This is a genomic window from Mesorhizobium sp. P2_F5, from assembly GCF_056403715.1.
Window position 1 is genome coordinate 147254 of sequence record NZ_JBFUEY010000007.1, and the last position, 20793, is coordinate 168046.

17 protein-coding genes are annotated in these 20793 nt (G+C 58.3%); 6 read left to right on the forward strand and 11 right to left on the reverse strand.

The window, feature by feature from the left end:
- Nucleotides 1-3 precede the first annotated feature (3 nt).
- From rfbB to AC1DYO_RS12595, 3 genes are all read left to right on the forward strand, one after another.
- Nucleotides 4-1086 carry a dTDP-glucose 4,6-dehydratase gene (gene rfbB / locus AC1DYO_RS12585; protein ID WP_477263581.1) on the forward strand — a complete coding sequence of 361 codons (1083 nt, stop codon included), beginning with the start codon at nucleotides 4-6 and terminating at the stop codon, nucleotides 1084-1086.
- Nucleotides 1083-1970: a dTDP-4-dehydrorhamnose reductase gene (gene rfbD, locus AC1DYO_RS12590; RefSeq protein ID WP_477263583.1), complete on the forward strand. Its 888-nt coding sequence runs from the start codon at nucleotides 1083-1085 to the stop codon at nucleotides 1968-1970. Before rfbB ends, rfbD begins: the two co-directional genes overlap by 4 nt.
- Nucleotides 1971-2099: 129 nt before the next feature.
- Complete coding sequence (locus AC1DYO_RS12595; protein ID WP_477263585.1) at nucleotides 2100-5432, forward strand: glycosyltransferase; 3333 nt, start codon at nucleotides 2100-2102, stop codon at nucleotides 5430-5432.
- Nucleotides 5433-5563: 131 nt separating this feature from the next.
- Here the strand turns inward: AC1DYO_RS12595 and AC1DYO_RS12600 are convergent, their stop codons facing one another.
- The 9 genes from AC1DYO_RS12600 to AC1DYO_RS12640 form a co-directional block, all read right to left on the reverse strand.
- A complete protein-coding gene (locus tag AC1DYO_RS12600) occupies nucleotides 5564-6409 on the reverse strand; it encodes a hypothetical protein (protein WP_477263587.1) in 846 nt (281 codons plus the stop codon).
- 106 nt (nucleotides 6410-6515) lie between these two features.
- Entirely contained in the window at nucleotides 6516-7310 is a 795-nt protein-coding gene (locus AC1DYO_RS12605; protein WP_477263589.1) for a class I SAM-dependent methyltransferase, read from the reverse strand.
- A 171-nt stretch (nucleotides 7311-7481) separates the two neighbouring features.
- Complete coding sequence (locus tag AC1DYO_RS12610) at nucleotides 7482-9410, reverse strand: hypothetical protein (RefSeq protein WP_477263591.1); 1929 nt, start codon at nucleotides 9408-9410, stop codon at nucleotides 7482-7484.
- Nucleotides 9410-9787: a hypothetical protein gene (locus tag AC1DYO_RS12615; RefSeq protein ID WP_477263593.1), complete on the reverse strand. Its 378-nt coding sequence runs from the start codon at nucleotides 9785-9787 to the stop codon at nucleotides 9410-9412. Before AC1DYO_RS12615 ends, AC1DYO_RS12610 begins: the two co-directional genes overlap by 1 nt.
- Nucleotides 9777-10727 (reverse strand): WxcM-like domain-containing protein, encoded by a 951-nt coding sequence (locus tag AC1DYO_RS12620; RefSeq protein ID WP_477263594.1) that lies wholly within the window; start codon nucleotides 10725-10727, stop codon nucleotides 9777-9779. Before AC1DYO_RS12620 ends, AC1DYO_RS12615 begins: the two co-directional genes overlap by 11 nt.
- Nucleotides 10724-11662 carry a glycosyltransferase family 2 protein gene (locus AC1DYO_RS12625; protein ID WP_477263596.1) on the reverse strand — a complete coding sequence of 313 codons (939 nt, stop codon included), beginning with the start codon at nucleotides 11660-11662 and terminating at the stop codon, nucleotides 10724-10726. The genes AC1DYO_RS12620 and AC1DYO_RS12625 overlap by 4 nt, the downstream gene beginning before the upstream one ends.
- Nucleotides 11659-12789, reverse strand: coding sequence for a DegT/DnrJ/EryC1/StrS family aminotransferase (locus AC1DYO_RS12630; RefSeq protein WP_477263598.1), 1131 nt, complete (start codon nucleotides 12787-12789; stop codon nucleotides 11659-11661). The genes AC1DYO_RS12625 and AC1DYO_RS12630 overlap by 4 nt, the downstream gene beginning before the upstream one ends.
- Nucleotides 12790-12824: 35 nt before the next feature.
- Nucleotides 12825-13565, reverse strand: a complete 741-nt coding sequence (locus AC1DYO_RS12635; RefSeq protein ID WP_477263600.1) for an ABC transporter ATP-binding protein — start codon at nucleotides 13563-13565, stop codon at nucleotides 12825-12827.
- 7 nt (nucleotides 13566-13572) lie between these two features.
- A complete protein-coding gene (locus AC1DYO_RS12640; protein WP_477263602.1) occupies nucleotides 13573-14403 on the reverse strand; it encodes an ABC transporter permease in 831 nt (276 codons plus the stop codon).
- 499 nt (nucleotides 14404-14902) lie between these two features.
- Here AC1DYO_RS12640 and AC1DYO_RS12645 point away from each other — a divergent pair, with 499 nt between their 5' ends.
- The 3 genes from AC1DYO_RS12645 to AC1DYO_RS12655 all read left to right on the forward strand — a co-directional run bounded on the left by AC1DYO_RS12645 (nucleotide 14903) and on the right by AC1DYO_RS12655 (nucleotide 18547).
- Nucleotides 14903-16891 (forward strand): UDP-N-acetylglucosamine 4,6-dehydratase, encoded by a 1989-nt coding sequence (locus tag AC1DYO_RS12645; RefSeq protein ID WP_477263604.1) that lies wholly within the window; start codon nucleotides 14903-14905, stop codon nucleotides 16889-16891.
- Nucleotides 16892-17051: 160 nt separating this feature from the next.
- Complete coding sequence (locus AC1DYO_RS12650; RefSeq protein WP_477263606.1) at nucleotides 17052-17984, forward strand: glycosyltransferase family 2 protein; 933 nt, start codon at nucleotides 17052-17054, stop codon at nucleotides 17982-17984.
- A 23-nt stretch (nucleotides 17985-18007) separates the two neighbouring features.
- A complete protein-coding gene (locus tag AC1DYO_RS12655; protein WP_477263608.1) occupies nucleotides 18008-18547 on the forward strand; it encodes a sugar transferase in 540 nt (179 codons plus the stop codon).
- Here the strand turns inward: AC1DYO_RS12655 and AC1DYO_RS12660 are convergent.
- Both AC1DYO_RS12660 and AC1DYO_RS12665 read right to left on the reverse strand, forming a co-directional pair.
- The gene (locus AC1DYO_RS12660) at nucleotides 18535-19470 is read right to left on the reverse strand and encodes an NAD-dependent epimerase/dehydratase family protein (RefSeq protein WP_477263610.1); all 936 of its coding nucleotides are present in this window, start codon (nucleotides 19468-19470) and stop codon (nucleotides 18535-18537) included. The two genes, AC1DYO_RS12655 and AC1DYO_RS12660, sit on opposite strands and share 13 nt — an antisense overlap.
- Nucleotides 19467-20750: an O-antigen ligase family protein gene (locus tag AC1DYO_RS12665; protein ID WP_477263612.1), complete on the reverse strand. Its 1284-nt coding sequence runs from the start codon at nucleotides 20748-20750 to the stop codon at nucleotides 19467-19469. The genes AC1DYO_RS12660 and AC1DYO_RS12665 overlap by 4 nt, the downstream gene beginning before the upstream one ends.
- Between the last annotated feature and the right edge of the window lie 43 nt (nucleotides 20751-20793).

Sequence of the window (20793 nt, forward strand, 5' to 3'; positions counted from 1 at the left end):
GCCATGAATTTTCTGGTGACAGGCGGTGCCGGCTTCATTGGCTCGGCGGTGTGCCGGCATTTGTGCGCCAATCCGGCCTACCATGTGACCAATCTCGACAAGCTCACCTATGCCGGCAATCTCGCCTCGCTGCGCACGATCGAGAATGCGCACAACTACAAATTTGCGCAGGCCGACATCTGTGATGAGCGGGCGGTTCTCGACATCCTCCACCGCGACGAGATCGACATCGTCATGAATCTCGCCGCCGAAAGCCATGTCGACCGCTCGATCGACGGCCCCGGTGCCTTCATCGAGACCAACATCGTCGGCACCTACCGGGTGCTGAATTCGGCGCTCGAATATTGGCGCGGCCTTGGCGAGGACAGGAAAGCCCGCTTCCGCTTCCACCATGTCTCGACCGATGAGGTGTTCGGCGATCTGCCCTTCGACGGCGGCATGTTCGTCGAGGAAACGCCCTATGCGCCATCCTCGCCCTATTCCGCCTCGAAGGCGGCGTCCGACCATCTGGTACGCGCCTGGCACGAGACCTACGGCCTGCCGGTCGTGCTCTCCAACTGCTCGAACAATTATGGGCCGTATCACTTTCCCGAAAAGCTGATCCCGCTGGTTATCCTCAACGCGCTCGATGAAAAGCCGCTGCCGGTCTACGGCGCCGGCGCCAATGTGCGTGACTGGCTGTTCGTCGAGGATCATGCCCGCGCCCTGGAGCTGGTCGCCACCAAGGGTCAGCCGGGTGAGAGCTACAATGTCGGCGGCAATTCCGAACGCACCAATCTTGGCGTCGTCGAGACGATCTGCGACCTGCTCGACATCAGGCGTCCGCGCAGCCGCGGCAGGCGCTACCGCGATTTGATCAGCTTCGTCACCGATCGCCCCGGCCACGACCGCCGCTATGCCATCGATGCCTCCAAGATCAGCCGGGATCTCGGCTGGGCGCCGGCGGAGAGTTTCGACAGCGGCCTGGCAAGGACGGTCGACTGGTTCCTCGACAACAAATGGTGGTGGGGGCCGATCCGCGAGCAGCGCTATGCCGGCGAGCGGCTAGGCCAAGGTCAGGCCGAAGTGAGAAAGGGCGCGGCGTGAGGCTGGTTGTCACCGGACGCGACGGTCAGATCGCCACCAGCCTGCTGGAGGCCGGAAAGGCGCGCGATGGCATCGAGGTCGTCGCCGTCGGCCGGCCGGCGCTCGACCTCACCCAGCCCGACACGGTGTTCCAAGCGCTCGCGGCCGCACGGCCGGATATCGTGGTGTCGGCTGCTGCCTACACCGCGGTCGACCAGGCTGAGGACGAGCCCGATCTGGCCTTTGCGGTGAACGCTGTCGGCGCCGGCAAGGTCGCCGAGGCGGCGGCGCGGCTTGGCGTGCCCGTCATCCATCTCTCGACCGACTATGTCTTCGACGGTTCGAAGGACGGCGCCTATGTCGAGACCGACGCCACCGCACCGCTCGGCGTCTACGGCGCCTCCAAGCTTGCCGGCGAACAAGCGGTGGCGGCCGCCAATCCGCGCCACCTGATCCTGCGCACGGCCTGGGTCTACAGCCCGTTCGGCAGGAATTTCGTCAAGACCATGTTGCGGCTGGCCGCCGACCGCGACGAGATTTCGGTGGTGGCCGACCAGTGGGGAAATCCGACTTCCGCACTTGATATTGCCGACGCGATCCTGCATGCGGCGGCGATGTTGCGAGACGACGAGGCGTTTGACGGCTACGGCATCTATCATCTGGCCGGCACCGGCGAGACCAGCTGGAGCGGCTTTGCCCGTCACATACTCGACACGAGCGCGCGGTACGGCGGGCCTACAGCGCGGGTGCGCGACATTGCGACCAGCGACTATCCGACCAAGGCACAGCGCCCGCGCAATTCGCGGCTGTCGAGCGCAAAGTTCGCCTCCGTCTTCGGCTGGAATGCGCCGGACTGGCGGCAATCGACTGAAACGGGGGTGCGATGCCTTCTTCGCCCCGATTGATCCTACACTCTTTGCGGGAGCAGTGAGCTTGCCCGGGTCTGAAAGACAGCGATGATCCCCTTCACTTCGACGACGTTCCGGTTCCCTGACCTCGTAGCTCCATCTGCATGGATTGAGCATGTTCCGTTCATGTTCTGGCTTGTCGACGCGCTTCGTCCGCGTCGCTTCGTCGAGCTTGGCACGCACACCGGAGTCTCTTATTGCGCTGCCTGCCAGGCTATCGAAACGCTGCATCTTTCTTGCAGCAGCTACGCAATCGATACCTGGAAGGGTGATGAGCATGCAGGCTTCTATGGCGAGGAGATCTATTCCGTCCTAGCCGACTACCATGCGCAAAAATATGCAGCCTTTTCGTCTCTCCTACGGTCGACTTTCGACAATGCAGTTAGACATTTCGAGGATGACAGCATCGATCTGCTGCACATTGACGGCCTGCATAGCTACGACGCTGTCCGCCATGACTTCGAGACCTGGCGGCCGAAGCTGACACAAAACGCCATTGTGCTCTTTCACGACACGAATGTGCGTGAGCGCGATTTCGGCGTCTTTCGCCTTTGGAACGAGGTATCGGAAGGCCGGCCACATTTCGAATTCCTGCATGGGCATGGCCTGGGGGTTCTGGGGATTGGCGACAGCTACCCGAAAGCGGTCAAAGCGCTTTTTACCGCCGGCAAACAGGAGAGCAGCACAGAAGCCATACGAGCTGCCTTCGCCCATCTTGGCCAGGCAGTCGCCCAGCGCGAGAATGCGGCCCGTTCGGCAGAGCAGGCGGAAGCGAATCGCGAAGAGTGGCAGCAACAGGTCGAACGGCGCGGCAGTGAGATCGTTGCACTTATGGCCGAGCGTGATCAAGCCCGCGCAATCGCTCAAGGGTTGGAATTGGCCAATGCAAATCTCGCGACGAAGAACAATGACATCGCGGTATTGGAACGCACCATCACTCGAGCGCTGGAATTGGCCGATACAAACCTCGCGACGAAGAACAATGACATCGCGGTATTGGAACGCACCATCACTCGAGCGCTGGAATTGGCCGATACAAACCTCGCCGCGAGGGACAAAAGCATCGCGATGCTGGAGCATCAGGTGCAGGATCGCGATCACCAAATGATCGCGTTGAAGCGTGAGATGGAATTAGTTCGGGCTAGCCGAACCTGGCGTTATGGATCGTTCTTGCGAAGACTCGCGTCATTTCCGAATACGGTGGCTTTCTATCTCGGACGGCCCATCGTGCCGCGCGCACTCTATCATTTGGAGGGTGTCCCCTCGGGAAAGCGAGCCACGGAATGGACGGTAACAGGTGATGATCCGCAATTCGAACTCCTTTGGCCAGGTTCCTTGCCGCTTGCTCCTGGACACTACCGGCTCAGCATGCATGGACCGGCCGATGCGGAAGCGTTTGCCGACACTCGTCTCTATGTAGACAGTGGCAGAGGATACAACGAAGTCGAGCGGATCGATCTGCGATTTCACTCGAACGGCGGGGGCTCGGCCGAGACGATATTTCCGCTCTACGCGCACGCTGCAAAACTTCGCTTCGATCCGAGCGACCGTTCCCGCCAGATCACGATCGGTCACGCGCGGCTGCGCAAGCTCGGGCGGCTTGAATACTATGCGCGGCTGATAGCGAGGCTTGCCGTTCGCCACGTGAAGAGCCCCAGTGCTCTGGGGCGGTCTGCCAAACGCGTTGCGAAGATATTGAGGGAGGGCGGCCTCTCGGGTTTTACGGCCACTCTTCGGTCTGCTGAGGCACGAGGTGCTCTGGGCAGCATTACGTATGAAGGGTGGATTGCTCTTCACGATATGCCGACGGAAGACGACATTGCCGACCTGCGCCGGAGCTTGGCGGAACTCAAGGCGCAGCCCCTCATTTCAGTGCTCATGCCGGTCTACAATACTCCAGAAACGCTCCTTCGAGAGGCAATCGAGAGCGTGTGTGCCCAGATCTACGAGAACTGGGAGCTTTGTATTGCGGACGACTGCTCAACGACGCCTCATGTGCGGCTCATTCTGAACGATTATGCAAAACGCGATCCTCGTATCAAAGTCGTGTTTCGCGACGAGAATGGCCATATCTCGCGAGCATCCAATTCCGCGCTGGAACTCGTCACCGGCGAGTGGGTTGCCATGCTCGACCATGACGATGTTCTGCGCCCGCACGCGCTGGCCGAGGTAGCGCTGGAACTTGATCGCCATCCCGACGCCGAAGTGATTTATAGCGATGAGGACAAGATCGATTCCGAGGGCAGGCGCTATGATCCCTACTTCAAGCCGGATTTCTCGCGGGAGCTTTTCCGGTCGCAGAATTATCTGAACCATCTTACCGCGCATCGCGCGGAGAATATTCGCGCAGTCGGCGGCTGGCGCCCCGGATTTGAGGGCAGCCAGGATTATGATCTCAACTTGCGCGTCTTTGAGCGTATAGGCCCTCAGAGAATCCGGCACATTCCGAAGGTGCTGTACCATTGGCGCGCGGTGGAAGGCTCGACCGCGCTAGATGGTTCGCAGAAGAGCTACGCCTTCATGGCCGGATTGCGTGCGCTGGAAGAGCATGTCGAACGCATGGGGCTACCGGCAAAGGCCGAGGAAGCGCCAGGCACCCCCCATTACCGTCTTCGGTTCTCAGTGCCTGACCCGCAACCGTTTGCTAGCCTCGTCATTCCAACCCGCGACAAGGTGGAACTTTTGCGTCGATGCGTGGAGTCCATTCGCGAAAAGACCACCTACAGGAACTACGAGATTCTTGTGGTCGACAATGGCTCCGTGGAGCAGGAAACACTTGCCTACTTTAGCGAACTGAAAAAAACCAAGAACGTTCGCGTACTCCGTTATGACAAACCGTTCAATTATTCGGCTATCAACAATTTTGCTGTCCTGAAAGCAAAGGGATCGATCATTGGATTGATCAACAACGACATCGAAGTGATCTCGCCCGACTGGCTGACGGAGATGGCCTCCTGGGCCGTACAGCCGGATATCGGCTGTGTCGGCGCGAAGCTCTATTATGCCGATGACACGATTCAGCATGGTGGAGTAATTGTTGGAGTGGGTGGCGTCGCAGGGCATTCGCACAAGAATTTTCCCCGCCATCATGCGGGGTACTTTGCCAGGTTAAAGGTGCTGCAGAACCTCTCCGCCGTTACGGCGGCGTGCCTCCTGATCCGCAAGAATCTGTTCGAAGAAGTGGCAGGTCTCAATGAGGTCGACCTGACTGTCGCCTTCAACGATGTCGACCTTTGTTTGAAGGTGCAGGAGGCCGGGTACTCAAATGTCTGGACGCCCTATGCCGAGCTTTATCACCTGGAAAGTGTCTCTCGCGGTTTGGAGGATGCTCCGGAAAAAATAGAGCGGTTTAAGAATGAGGTTATGTTTATGCAACGGCAATGGAAAGAGGTCATCAAACACGATCCATTTTATTCTCCAAACTTAACCAAGGCGCGAGAAGATTTCTCGCTAGGCTGATCTCCGGAAGATCTTGCTTTTTCATCTTCCTATTCGTATTCAACGCATTTATGATCGACTGCGACGCCCCTCAACAATATGACGAATTGACTGATAGCGGCCAGCGCCCATGTACTGGTCCGCCCCGAAACTTACGCAAGGTTGCGCTGTCTTTCGCGCTGCGCTTCGCGAATGATCTGTTCAACATATTTGCTACTGTTTTCAGGATTAATCGCGCTTTTTGAGCTAGCCGGTGCAAAATCATAGCCGAGCGCTTGAGCGGTATTGCCAAGTATGTCGCGGAGCCATTCGTAGTCGCTTGGATGGAAGAATGCATGCCAGTCGTCTTCGCCGCCCGACCGGCGCGTTCGCTGCAGGTCGTCGCCCACGTCGCGGCTCCCGACGAGCAAATCACGTAGAGGGTGATCCGAGAAGTCACGGGAGACGAAATCCTCATATCTCAATATCGTTTTCAGCTCTTTCGGCACATTTGAAAGGTATTCCGCATACCGGATCGCCGCCATGGATGACTGCTTGATTTCTTCAGCCCCAAACACGTCGAAGTTGGTGGCTAAGTGATGGGTAATGTCGCTAAGGGATACGGCATCAGGATCATTTTCCTTACGGCGGAAGATTTCGAGCCACTTTTGCACATCAGACTCAGAGGCATTCCGACTTTCAAAATATGGATAAGCAACATAATGCAGACGGCTTATGATCTCTGCGCGGGGGTCGCGAACAATAAAAATGTTTGCCAAAAAATTCGTTTTGAATTCGTTGAAAATTATTGAATTAAACAAGCTTGGTCGTGTCACCCAGTGATCATATAATACTTTCACAACGCAATCGTTTGTCCACGTGGCGATCGTCTCAAAGAAGGATGCGTCCTTCGGCTCCATGTAATAGTCTTTTATTCCTTCAGTATTTTGAATAGTTTTCGAGATTACCGTAGTACCGGTTTTGGCTAAGCCAATTACAAAATATCTACGAATTTTCAATTAGGCCCCCTTTATTTTGTGGTGCACAAGGTTGTCTGGTATCCTCAGCTGAAGGCAAAAAATGACTAGAATAGCCAGTTGTGCAACTAGTGACTGCGGTCTAACGCTAAGAGTCCGGTTTGATAGTCCTCCGCGCCACTAGAGCCAGCGCCGGGCCGTTCTGGTGTGCCGGATGGTCGAATTCGATTGCCTCCACTGTGAAGCCGGAATCGGTGATCGCCCGCATCAGGGAATCTCGGGTAAGCCAAAACGCCCATGGCTTTCCGCCGCCGCAGAAGCCGGCCCAATTGAGCGCTTCCTCGTAGTTGCGTTTGCACACGACATACGAGTGGCCGTTGACTTCGATCTCGTACGGTTTTTCGAACTGTCTGCCCAGATTTTCTCGAGCGCGCAGCGATTCGTCATAGTAGTGCGTCCAAAGGAACATTGTATTGGACACGCCAGCAATATTTCGAAGAAATTCAACTGGGTCGATCATATGATAAAGTATGCCTGAGGCCACACAAACGTCGAAGCGTTCGCTGGTTTCCGATAAATACCGCATCGCGTCCCCGTAACGAAACTGGGCACGATTAAGGTCAAAGATTTCCTTCACGCAGAGGCATTTCAGGTAGGACCGCGAATTGGCTTCGATGGCGACGATCGATTTTGCACCCGCCCGATGCATCATGTAGGTGTGCCCCGCTTCGAGTGGACCGAGCTCGAGGATGCTCTTTCCTGCAAAGCCCCCAATGGTGTTCGAGAGCCATTCAATTCTGGCATCCTCAAACAGGGCCGCGCTTCCGGGAGTCGCCATTACCCCAGCGCCCGCTGGAAACTTGGACGACCATTCGTCCCTGAAAATATCGATGACATTCTGGGCGCTCGGCGCCGTCGTCACGTATGCGTCTAAGATATCCATCGGGTTCCTCTGTATCGAATGCCGGGGGGCTGCAAAACCGTCCGTCCGCAGGCTTTCCGAGCGGCGCAACGTTTTGCCGAATCTCTTTCAATCCATACTGCAGTCTGCGTTAGCGTTTTTTACGGCCGGATTCGTCCATATTAAGTTAGTTACCAAGGCGAGTGGTGCGATCTACCCTGCGGTACCAGCCTCTCTGAGAACGCATGAAACATTCAGCTCTTTCACAACCGCGGGCTGGCTGTCGGAAACCGGGTCAAGCCGAAACTCGTTCCTGAAGCCGTGCGGTTCGATCACGAGGAACCGTACCGTAATTCCGTTACCTGCAGCTATTTGCCGGATGCGGCTGTTGGCCTCGGAGAAAGCCGGACCGCTCCACGGACGATAGAAGAGCTGAACAATCGTGGGGCTTTCAACAGCCACGGTGGTTTCTACGCGGACCGCCAAGCAGTGGTGGAGGTCATCCGCCTGGCCGACTGAGAAGGCCATTTGAACATCCTTGCCAGCAGCCAGACTCAGATTGCCAGGGCGAATCTCGGCTTTCGCGTTGTTCACCGTAATGCTGTCAATTGGCTTGCCCAGTACATTCCAGGTCGGATTGCGAGGAGCACTTTCGAGCAGGTCGGGCGGAAAGTAGCGTATGAATGACGCGCCCATCTTTACCGCGTTGGCATATGCGAGTGTCATGTCGCGAGGGTAAAGCGTTGGACAATCGATAGGCCCCCCCGCGACCAGCTTCGCCTGTAAACACGCGCCGTTTCGAAGGGTTAGATCAGATGTCTGCCGAAAGTAGGAAGCGTGGGCAAAAACTCCTGCCGCCATGGTGAAGACGACGACGCAACCCGTCGCCACCACCGCTACGATACGAATTGCAGCCTCCTTCTTAGGCCGCAGCATCATTGCCATTACAATGGTGCCCGCAAACACCCACGGCCAAATCAGCGTGGCCCAAAAGAAGTGAAAGCGCGCGAAGCCAAAGGCGAAGAGTTGCAAGGGGGTTGATATGTCGGCGGGCCGCAAATCGGTTCGACCGGCGGCGACCATTAGAAGGTAGAAAAGTACCGAGGCAAACAAAAGAAGGCTGATCAATCCCAAACGGGCGGGAACCGAATGCCGCGTCTCCGCCGTCATGACATTACGCAGGCTGGCTATCGCGACCGTCACGGCAAGGGCCAAGCAAAACAAGACGACCAAAAGAGATCGCAACGGATGCGAGCCCGTCAGCATGAGGCTACGGCCTACCTTGCCGAACATGTAAAACCAGAATTCGGGGCTGTTCGGCAGGGACCAGGGCGTTCCTGAGTGCACCTGGCCATGTTGGACGTATACGAGGACGTACCCTTGCACGATAACGGTAATGACGGCTGCGCAAAGCAGTGCGACCGCGTCTGGGATCAACTCGCCATAAGCGCGCCGGTTACCCGCTATGCAGACAATGAGGGTGGCGGTCAGTGCGAGTAAGGAAAAGGCGCCCGAGGTATAAGCCAATCCAGAGAGAATGCCCAACACGAACAAAACGAAAGAGCGAATGGGCCATGGCCATCGACTTGCAATCAGGATGTAAACCACGGCAAGAATGAATATGAGTGGTAAAGCTTGGTGGTAAGCTATATTTTGTCGACCCCAATAGCTATCCGGTTGAAGCATGAACAAAGTGAGAGAGAAGGCGCATGCCGCAAGAAGTCGGTCTTTAATCGCTATATTTATTAGAATCCACTGCAAAAAAAGAATTAAACCAAGAACAGTCGTCATTGAAAGGAATTGATCGACAACCGAGTTTCCCTTGAAATTGATAAAAATGAGGGATTCAAGAAATTTACCGACAGCGTATAGAGTGTCGTTTGCTGGCATAAAAAGGTATCTGGTATTAAGAGAACCAGTGGTTCCATCAAAATAATCGCGCCAATCGTCGAAATATGGAAGGTCTATTCCATAGTTAATCCACTGGATCGCCATCCATAAAAGGCAGCAAATTGGGATGGCGACGAAAAGGGCAATGATAACGCGCTCTGCCGATGTCGCTGTATAGCGGGGTCGGCGCGTCGTTTGGGGGGCGGGTCCCGGCGTGACGTTCGCCGTTTGAGGCCCAATAGAGTCTTTCATTATTGTCTGCGCAGTATCCATCGAGAAACCAGAAAGTTGAGCATCGTCGTGATGGCCAGTGTTGCAAAGAACGCCACTGCTCGGCTTTGCAACGCTCGCTCGAGAAAGTGAAGGGTCGCCAACCCGGCAATAAACACGGCGGCGACCGAACCGCCGACCGTCAGTCGATCCGCTAGGTGAGTACGCCCCCCAGGAAACACCCGACCCGGATAGAACACCATCACGAACGCGAGGCCTAGCAGCCAGGCAATCGCATAGGAAGCTGCTGACGGGAGTAAAAGAAGGCCGGTGAAGTAGACGACGCTCGTCAGCGCGGTGTTCAATGCGCCCGCCACAAGAAAGCGTAGTGCGTCTGAGCCTATGCGGTCAGTGGTCATCCGGTTTGACCGTGGCGAGGAAATCCGTGTAGTCCCTGATGTAGTCGTCCGCATCGTAGGGATGCGAGGCCATAACCAGGAGCACCGTGTCCGGCTGAAACTTGTACTGAATCCCCCAGATGCCGGGCGGTATGTAGAGCCCGATCGACGGTTCGGCCAATGAAACCTCTTTCCTGTCATGGCCATCGTCCACGACGACCGAAAGGCGGCCATGGGCTGCGATAAGGAACTGATGGCACTCGTGGTGCGCATGTTCACCCCTGACCTTGTCGGACGGCACGCCATAGACCAGAAAGGACCGGAGGGGCTTGAAGGGCAAGTTCGAACCGAATTCCAGCGGTGCCAGTTCGCCGCGCAGGTCGCCAAAATGCGGCAGTCGCCAGAGTTCGCTGCCGCCGACCCCAAGCGGCATCTTCTCGCCGACGGCGTCGGGGAAGGTCTGCGTCACTGCCGGCACGATCTGCGGGCCGGTCTGGTAGCCAATGATGATGGCTGGATTTCCGACCACGACCGCATTGGCAGGGACGTTCTTGGTCACCACCGCGCCGGCGCCGATCATCGCCTGTCGGCCGATAACAATGCCCGGCAGGATTGTCGCGTTGGCACCGATCGACGCGCCGTCCTCGACCCTCGTCAGCAGAAACGTCTCTGGGTATTGCTTGGAGCGCGGGAAACGATCGTTGGTGAAGGTCGCATTCGGACCGACAAAAACGCGATTGCCCAGGCGTACCCCATCCCATAGCTGGACGCCGCTCTTGACGGTCACGTCATCGCCGACGACCACATCGTTCTCGATGAAGACGTGATCGCAAATATTGCAGTTCGAACCGATCACAGCGCCCGGAAGCACATGGGCGAATGCCCAGATACGCGACCCGCTGCCAACATGGGTACTTTCGCAGATGCCGCGTTCATGCACGAAAAATGGCTTGTCGGTCATTTGGCGGTTCCGTCAACGACGCGGCTGATGATCCTGAGAGGGCGCGACTTGGTGTTTTCAACGGCGCGCCACAGATAGCAGCCAAGAATGCCCTGAACCAACAGACTGGCTGAGCCGAAGCCGGTGATCAGTAGCACCAACGTCGTGTAGCCAGCGGGGTCGATATTGCCAAGCAGCCGGGCGACCACGGTAACAATTGCGAACAGAAAGCTTAGCACACAGCCCGCAAAACCCAACCAGAGCGTGAGCATGATCGGAAAATCTGAGAACGAGAAAACGCTGTCCATCATGTACCGGAAGCGCCGTGCCATGCCCCATGCGCTTGTTCCGTGCTCTCGTTCGCGGCGGCGGTATGGCACGAAATCCCGCCTGAAGCCGACCCAGAACAATTGCACGACAAGGGAGCTGTTCGGCTCCTCGATCGAGAGGATCGCTTCCAGCACCTGGCGATTGCAGGCAAAGATATCGACGCCGCCACTCGGCATGCTGGGCAGCACGAGCCTACGGTACGCACCCCAGAAAACCCTGGACAGATATTTGGTCAGGGGCGGATCGCTACGCCCGGTTCGCTGACCAAACACGACGTCAGCCTCATCCCTTTCCAGCTTCGAAAAGAATTCGACAATCAGTTCCGGCGGTTCCTGCAGGTCGGCGGCCATGGCGGCGACCTGGTCACCTGAGGCATGTTCGAGCCCGGTTCGAATGGCGGTGAACGAGCCAAAGTTCCGGCTATGGAAGATGATCTTGTAGTCGTAGCCCGAGCCCTTCAATTCCTTGACCAGCAGAGGGCCGGATTCGTCCGGCGATCCGTCGACGACGAAGACGAACTCGATGTCACCTCGATATCTGGAATGGAAATTGGCGACCGCCTGCAGAAGGGAAGGGATGTTCGCCTGATTTCGATAGATCGGGAAAACGATCGAACGTGTTGTCACATTGCCTCCCATTCGCGGAGGGCTAGGCACACTTGCTCTATTTCGTCACTCATCATGTCGGGATAGCAGGGGACGGAGCAGAGACGGCTGACGCTGGCTCTTGAAACGGCGAGATTTTCCGCGCCCTTCATCGGCAGATCCGCCCAGCCGACCTGGTCGCAATCCAGCACGGGATAGTGAATGTCGGTGTCGACGCCGCGCTCTTTCAGGAACGCTCGGAATGCATCCCGGTCGTCGCAGAGCACGACGGCGAGATGCGCGACAGCGCCATCTCCTCCTTCCAGGAATTTCAATCGGCGCCCAGCGACCGCCTTATATCGGCTGAGGACGGCGCGCCGCTGGCCGTTGCGGATATCCACATCGCCCAGCAAAACGTCCAGTATCGCGGCTTGAACCTCATCCATGCGAGAGTTGCGGCCGTTGGGCACGCCGACATGATATTTTGAACTCCAGCCATATTGCTGCAACTGCCGTATGTGTGCGGCGGCTGACGCGTCAGGGGTGAGAACAGCACCGCCGTCACCCATAGCCCCGAGATTCTTGGTTGGATAGAAGCTGAAAGTGGAGATATCTCCCAGCGAACCCGCAACCTCGTTTGCGATCCTTGCCCCGTGCGCCTGCGCGCAGTCCTCCACAATTGGAATGTGCGAGAGGCCAGCCTCGGCAAGTCCGGCCCTCATGGCTCGGACATCGACGACGCCACCATAAAGGTGGGTGACGACTATCGCAGCGGTGTCGGCGTTGGCTGCTTTCAACACGGACTGAACGTCCATGAGCTGGCTAGCCGGTTCTATGTCGACATAGTGCGGAATGAGGTCGTTGTGCCAGCAGGCGCAGCTAGCATAGCCCCCAGCATTGGCCGCGATGATGACTTCACGCCCGCGCGAGCCGTTGCACCTGATGACAGCGGCCAAGGCAAATTCAAGGGCATCGGTGCCGTTGGCGACAAGGACGCATTCCGAAACACCTATATACTTGGAAAAATTTGCCGCAAATTTTTTGCCCGCCGCGCCGTTGAGCCACCATCCGGACCGCAGCGTGCTCACTACTTCACGCTCGATTTCAACCTGATAGCGCTGATACAGGCGCTTCAGATCATTCATCGGAACGGAGTCTTGTTTCGTCATGCGTCAGTCTCGCTACCCGATACCCGCGAAAAGGATTAGAGTTTGGCTGGCTTTCCAGCACGCTTAACCGGTTCTGTAGTGAACGATTCGATCCGACCGCTCCTGAGCGTCATTTTTTTCGTGCAGACGCTTTGGATAAGGGCCTCACTGTGGCTGGCCAGCACGATGATGCCGGCCTTTTCCGCCAGTTCATCCATGCGCCTTTTCGCCTTGGCCTGAAAAGAGGCGTCGCCGGCGCCAATCCACTCGTCCATCAACAGAATCTCGGGATCAAGCGCGGTTGCTGCCGAAAAGGCCAGCCGCGCGGCCATGCCCTGGCTGTAGGCCTTGAACGGCAGGTCGATGAAGTCGCCGAGCTCACTGAAGGCGATTATATCCTCCATCTTCTCTTCGATCTCGGCTTCCGTCCATCCGCTGATCAACCCACGCAACACGATGTTCCTGCGTCCGGTGGCCTCGCGGCGAAAGCCTATGTTGATATTGAAAAGAGCATCGACCTTGCCTTCTATCGCGACGCTTCCGCCGGATGGTTCGTAGATCCCGTAGAGCACCTTGAGAAGGGTGGTCTTGCCGGCTCCGTTCGGGCCGACCAGGCCCAGTCGGTCGCCGGCCTTCAACTCGAAGCTTATGCCGTCGAGCGCCTGCACAAACTGCTTTCTGCCCGAGCCTTCAATTCTGCCACCAGGCCCACCCACGCGCCGATCCGGCGCGGAAAGCGTCAGCTTCTCGTGCAGCTTGTAAACAAGGCTAACGTTGTCCAGTTTGATAGAAACCATCGAAAACTCAGATGATGAAGATGACTTGCTTGCGGTACCGGCCAAGCAGCAGCAATGCAATCACCCATGTCGCCAAAGACATGATGATCGTCACCCCAAAAGCATGAGCTGGCAATTCTCCGTTCAATATCGGCAAACGGACGATCTCAAGGAAATACGTGAATGGATTCCAATGATACGCGTATTTCTGTATGCCTTCTTGTCCTTTGTACACCCAGAAAACGGGCGTGAAGAACATGCCTACCCGCAGCAAATTACCGACAATGAACTGGCTGTCGGGAAAGAAAGCTCCGAGAAACGCGAATACAGTAATCATTGCGGGCGTGACCAACAGTATAAGGAGCAATCCTGCAATCGACCACAGCCACGGCGAAGCGACAGGGGTGCCACTCAAGAGCAGAATGACAACGCAACCCGTGATCGCATAGCCCGCCCGGATGGCGGACTGCAATGTCAGCCGCAGCACATACACAAACAAAGGCAGCGTCGTGCCTTCGATGAAGCTCTCTTCGCGCTGGAACAGCGACACGCTCAGGGACATGACCTCCATCAGGTAGAACCATACCAGAAGGCCGATCGCGACATAGGCAGCATAACCCGCGGCATCCTTGCCCGCGGGTTGGAACACGAAGACGAATGTGCCCACGAACGCAACGTAATTGACCAGCAGCCAAAGCGGGCCAAGTGTTGTGCGTCTGTGCTGGTCGCCGATATCTTCGTGAGCAAGCGCAATCCAGACCCGGTGCAGCCTCATGGCCTTGCTGATGTCGTCAAGAGCGCCGTTTAGTGCCGCAATCATCGTTTCCTGGTGTCGCAGTCTGTTGTCGTTGTGGATCACGTCCCATGGCCGTTAGACCGGCGAAAGGCGCCCTTCATAGCCATTGCCGCGCGCATTTGGCAACGCATTGCGTCGTAAAGAAGCCTCGATGGACCGCGAATCGCTTGCGACAGGTCGACGCCTCTTGCCTCGATATCGCAATCGAGGCACTGCGCGAACCTTAAATCCATGTCTCTGATATGAGCAGAGGCGCATCTTGGCACTTGGTCAAAATGCTTTCCTGTCAATGCCGCGCCTGGCTTAGGCCCAAGGCGCGCCGGTCGTCCCAGCGTTCGACATTTCGCGAATCCTGGTGAAAAGGACGTTCGACTGATCGTTCAATCCCTTAACCAAAGGGTCCACGAAAAAATATCTGGCGATGAATGCAACTCCACGCTATGCGATACTAAGCGGCGGGGCTGGGGATTGGCACTCTAAACAGGTGATAGGTGACGGGTTTCCGTCGCTCTCGCACCACGTTAGTGTCCGTATCCTTGCGCCTGGAGTTCAGTACTACCCAATGACATCCTATGTAGAAGTCGTGTCCGGACTTCGGCCGAAGATGCGGCGCGCCATCATCATGATCCAGGACCTTGTCATGGTTCTGGTCGCGGTGGCGTTCAGCCTTGTTTTGTCGCAGTCGAGACTGTCGTTCGATCCGCTGTCTTATCCGGGTCTCGCCTGCTGGACGCTCATCGTTGTGCTTAGCCACCTTTTGTTCAGGTTTTGCGGTCTCTACAACACCGTGTGGCGTTTCGCCTCCACGCCGGACTTCTTCAACATCCTGAAGAGCTGCACGATCCTGACCGTCACGCTCTATGTCGTCTCGCTGGCGGTTCGATCGTTTCAGCCGGTGACCGGCCTCAACGAGCGCCAGTTCATCGTCTTTTTCCTCGTCTCCTTCACCATCATATCGGCGCCCCGGCTTTACTACCGCTTCCTGCGCGATGGAGCGAGCTGGCGCATCCTGAGCCGCAACGCAAACAACGTGGCGATCAAGCAGGCGCTGTTCGTCGGCAGGCTCGGCGAAGCAGACGTCATCATCCGGTTCACGCGCACGGCAGAGCCGGCCGAGTATTCCATCGCCGGCATCATGGCCATCGAGAACGGCGCGCCGCTGGGCACGCAGATCCAGGGCGTCCCGGTGGTGGCCGTGCGGCCCCGCCTGGTCGAGGTCCTCGAAGAATATGCAAGAGGCACCAAAAGCCTCGACATGCTGATTTTCGGCAATGGCACCGAACGCGAGATCGAGGAGTATTCGGAGTTGGTCCGTGTCGCCCGCCACAGCGACATCGCCGTCGTCCAGTTCTCCGGCGTCTCGGAACTCGGGCAGGGCGGAAAGCTGGTTCTCGACGCTGTCGAAATGGAAACCATCCTTCGTCGCTCCACGGTTCCTTCTGATGTTGAGCGGATCGGCGGCTTCGTCGGCGGCAAGCGCGTTCTGGTGACCGGCGGCGCCGGCTCAATCGGCCGCATCCTGGTCAAGCGGTCGCTGGAACTTGGCGCCGAGGCGGTTCTGGTTGCCGATATCTCGGAGTTCGGGATTTTCCAGCTCGACCAGCAAGTCGACGAAAAGGATCATGCCCGGCTCAAGAGCCGCATCGTCGATGTCACCGACCGGCGCCAGATCACCCGCGTCGTTAGCGATTTCAAGCCCGACATCATCTTCCACGCCGCCGCGCTCAAACATGTGCCGCTGCTTGAGGAAAACTGGGAATCGGCGATCCAGACCAACATTTTGGGAACCCTCGTCTGCGCCGAGGTTGCCGCCAAATGCGGCGTGCCGCAGTTCCTGCTGATTTCCAGCGACAAGGCGGTCGATCCGACCTCGGTGCTCGGCATGACAAAACGCGCCGCCGAACAGATCGTCTCTTCGCTGCACGAAACGCACACCACCGAACCCAATGGCCGTCGCTCCGGCACCAAGTTCATCGCCGTGCGGTTCGGCAATGTCTTCGGCTCCAACGGCTCGGTCGCCACCATCTTCCAGGCGCAGATCGAGGCCGGCGGTCCGGTTACCATCACCGATCGCCGCATGACCCGCTACTTCATGACGGTGGCCGAAGCCGTCGACCTCGTCATCATGTCGGCGGCCGATGCCGAGCGGCGCCAGGGCAAGGACGATTACGCCATCTACATGCTCGACATGGGCAAGCCGGTGCCGATCCTCGAAGTCGCCGAAACCATGATCCGCATGGCCGGCAAAAGCCCCTACACCGACATTCCGATCCGTTTCACCGGGATCAGGCCGGGCGAGAAGCTTCACGAGGTGCTGCATGGCGGCAATGAGGAGATTGTCGCGCTCGATATCCCCAAGATCTTTGGCCTCAGAACCGATGTCGTGGGATGGCCCAAGGTCCAGGCCGCGCTGACATCGCTGCAGGCGGCCATGCGAGATCAGGACAAGGCCGCCGCGCTCGCCGTCATGGCCGGACTTCATCAGGCGGACAAGCCTCAAGGTGAAGCACGGCGGGAAACCGTTGCGAAAACAGTCGGACAAGCGGGTTAGAGCAATTCCAGGAAAAGTGTGAAGCGGTTTTCCCGGGAAAAGCGCGCAGCGCTTTGCCTGAGGAATTGCGGAAACAAAAAGCCTGTCCTGATCGACCGCTATTGGCTATTGAAACCAATCCGATGGCCGGTCCCAGGCGTTTGCAGATGATTCTGAACCAGTGAGCAGACAAGATCAGCGCGTGGCCGTGCTGCTGGGCACGAAAGATGGCGCGGCTTTCCTTGACGAGCAGCTCGCATCGCTGCTTGCGCAATCGCATCCCCTTGTCGACCTCTGGGTCTCCGACGACGGCTCGACGGATGGCACCGCTGCCATCATCGGCGCCTGGCAGAGCCGCTGGTCCAAGGGTCGGTTGACCCTGTCGGACGGCCCTCGCCAGGGCTTTGCCGCCAACTTCCGCTCGATGATCATCGATCCGCGCATCGATGCCGACTACTACGCCTTCTGCGACCAGGACGACATCTGGGAGCCGGACAGGCTGGAGAGCGCTATTGCCTGGATGCAGGCGCACGATGCCGAAACACCGCTGCTGTTTTGCTCGAGGACCGCGACGATGTCCGAAACCGGCACAGCGCAAGGGCATTCGCCGCTGTTCCTAAAGCCGCCGTCGTTTCGCAATGCGCTTGTGCAAAGCATTGCCGGCGGTAACACCATGATGATCAACCGCGCGGCGCGAAAACTGCTGGCAAAGGCATCGGCAAGGACCGAGTTCGTCAGCCATGACTGGTGGACCTATCTGATCGTCACCGCCGCAGGCGGCATTGTCCGCTATGACCCGCGGCCGCTGGTGCGCTACCGCCAGCATGAGGCAAACCTGGTCGGCGCCAACGTGTCGTGGAAGGCGCGGCTGTCGCGGCTGGGTCGCCTGTTCAAGGGCGAGTTCGCCGTCTGGACCGATCACAATCTGAGCGGCCTGGCTGTCAACCGCGACATCCTCACCAAGGATGCCGCCGCCTGCCTCGGCCTGTTCATCAGGGCGCGCAAGGGCGGTGTCTTGCGACGCCTGCGTCTTCTCCGGAAAAGCGGCGTTTACCGGCAGACGCTGGCTGGTACGCTTGGGCTCTATCTGGCCTTCATCTGGCGGCGGATCTAGCGAATGGTCTCGCAGAGATGGCCATGAGGGGACCCAAGCGAGCTTTCGACCTCGTCGTGGCGGCGGTTCTCTTGCCGCTGACCTCGCCCGTCATCCTGCTTGCCATGCTGGCAATCAGGCTGTCGTCGCCTGGACCCGCATTGTTTTCGCAAACCCGGGTCGGCCAGAATGGCGTGCTGTTTGCCTGCCACAAGCTGCGGACGATGGTTGTCGGAACGCCGTCTCTGCCCTCGCATCAGGCGCCGGCAAACTCCGTCACTGCCGCCGGCAAGGTGCTGCGAAAATTCAAGATCGACGAACTGCCGCAGCTGTGGAATGTGCTGGTGGGCGAGATGAGCCTGGTCGGCCCGCGGCCGTGCCTGCCCACGCAGACCGACTTGATCGAACGCCGCAGGCGATTGGGTGTGCTTGCCGCACTTCCGGGCATTACCGGGCTTGCGCAGATGAAAGGTATCGACATGTCGGATCCGAATCTCTGCGCCGAAACCGATGCCGAATATCTCAGCGCGGCCTCTGTGCGTCTCGACGTCAAAATCCTGCTTGGCACGATCTACCGGGCTTGACGGGCCTGCCGCGCAAGTTCCTCAAGCCGGCCGAGCGTGTCGGTTTCCGGCATCCAGCCTTCCGAAATCAGCAGTGACGGGTCGCATATCTGTGTCGCCATGGAGGCCTCGTACGCTGATTTTCTACCAAGTAGTGTGGCTAGCAGGCTGAACGGCCAGGCCGGCATAAGAACGAGGCGGGTCGGAAGGCCATATCCGTTCCTGAATGCGGTCAAGATTTCGGACATCGCAACGGGAGAAGCATCGCCCAGGACATAGGTAGGGCGCAACGGCGTGGGACGAGTCAAAAGATGCGTCACGGCGCCAGCCACCGCGTCGCGCGATATCAGCGAGCGAACTGCGGTCAGAGCGGCTGAGGGCAATGGCAAAGTGATGGCCGCGGCCCGCATCATCCCACGCAGATTTCCCTTCATGCCTTCGCCATAGACCGGCGGCAGGCGCAGCGCCGTGGCATCGGTAGGCCTGGACGCATAGGCTTCCAGCATCCTGATCTCGCCTTCGCGTTTCGAGCGCCCATAGGCGCATTGCGGGGCAGGGGGTGTCACCTCGCTGATCGTTCCGCTGAAACCGGAACCGGCAACCGCCCGGATCGATGAAAGATAGATGAAGCGCCCGCTTGTCCGCCAGGCGGCCGCGCGTGCCAGCTGCGCGGTCAGTGTCGCGTTGGCGGCCAGGAAGTCGGCCTCGCTTGCCTTGCGGTCGTTGTTGAGAGCCGCACAGTGGACGACATGGGTGACATCTCGCATCAGCGCCTGGAACGCCTGGGCCGGCGCGTCGAAATCCGGCAACAGCATGGCATCGCTCGCGGGATCGACCTGTTGTGGGCGACGCGATGCCAAGCGTACTTCGAACCCGGCTTCGCCAAGCTGTTTGACGACCTGCCTGCCGATGAAACCCGTCGCGCCTGTGACCAGCACTTTCATCGCTGGCTTGCCTGCGGCGTCGAGGTCGGTTCCGGCAACGCCTGTTGCCGGCCCGAAGCAAGATAGGTCCCTGACACCAGGAACACCATCAGTGTGGCATCGAGGATGTCGTGGCCGACCAGGATGCCGGTCAGGCCGCCGATGAGATAGGTGATCACGGTAACGACAATCATCGTGGCGCCGAACCGCTCGATCGGATCGGTGCTGGTGCGCAGCACGATGGCCGCATTTCTTGTGGCAACGACGAAAACAGCCGCGAGCGTAATGGCGCCAAGCAGCCCGGCCTGCACCAATGCGGTCAGGAAGCCATTGTGGAAATGGCTGAAGCCCACCGACGGCATGTTGAACTGATTGTGGAATCCATCCTTTATCAGCTCACGGCTTGCAGCAATGCCGTGACCGAAAATCGGCATGTCGTGGAAGGCGCCGAGGCCGATCTGCCAAAGTGCTGCGCGCAAGCCGAGCGCGGTTGTGTGGTCACCCTTCGAGGTGAGCGCATCCCAGTCGCTGAACAGGAAGGCCGCGCGCTCGGAAATGATCGGGAGGCCGACGACAGCGATGACGATACCTGTCGCGCCCGCAATCAGCAAAAGGCGAATGGCGTTTCTGTTGTTGAGCTTGCGACGGTTGATCAGCAGGACGGCGATGCCGGCCACCAGCATCGCCAGCCAGATGATCCGCGACCCCGAATAGAGGATGGCGACCGCACCGGCCAGTGTCGCGCACGCCAGCAACGCCCTGTTCTTTTCGATGCCCGAGAGGGCACCCGCCAGGCACATCATCACGCTGAGACAGGCAACGGTCGCGAACACGATCGCATTGCCGGCGCCGCCTTCGGCCCGCATGCCCAGCCAGTAATATTGCACGATCGCCAGCAGCAGGGCGCCAAAACAGGCGGCAGCGCTCGCCAGCACGACGATGCGCGTCAGCGTGGTTTTCTCGGTAATGCTCCAGGTCGCGTATGACACGGGGAAAAACAGGAAGGTGATCAGCCCTGCCAGATGCGGCGCATCCCTGGCGATCGAATTGTTGACGATAGAAGCGAGCACGCAGGCTGCGCAATAGGCATAGATGGCCACCGTCATCGCGGTCATCGGCCGGTCGATATTGAAACGCCGTCTTTTCAGCGCAAGCAGAAACACCGACCACAGGCCACCGCCATTGAACACAAAGCTGACGGCCGATCCCAACACCGGCGGGCAAAAGAAGCAGAGGATGGAGAAGGTGATGTTGATCCGTGCGGGCGAGACGTGCTGCTTGATGGTGGAAATCGGGGTCAATGCTCTGGTTCACAATGCGCTGGGGTCGCTGCGCGACGAGGGG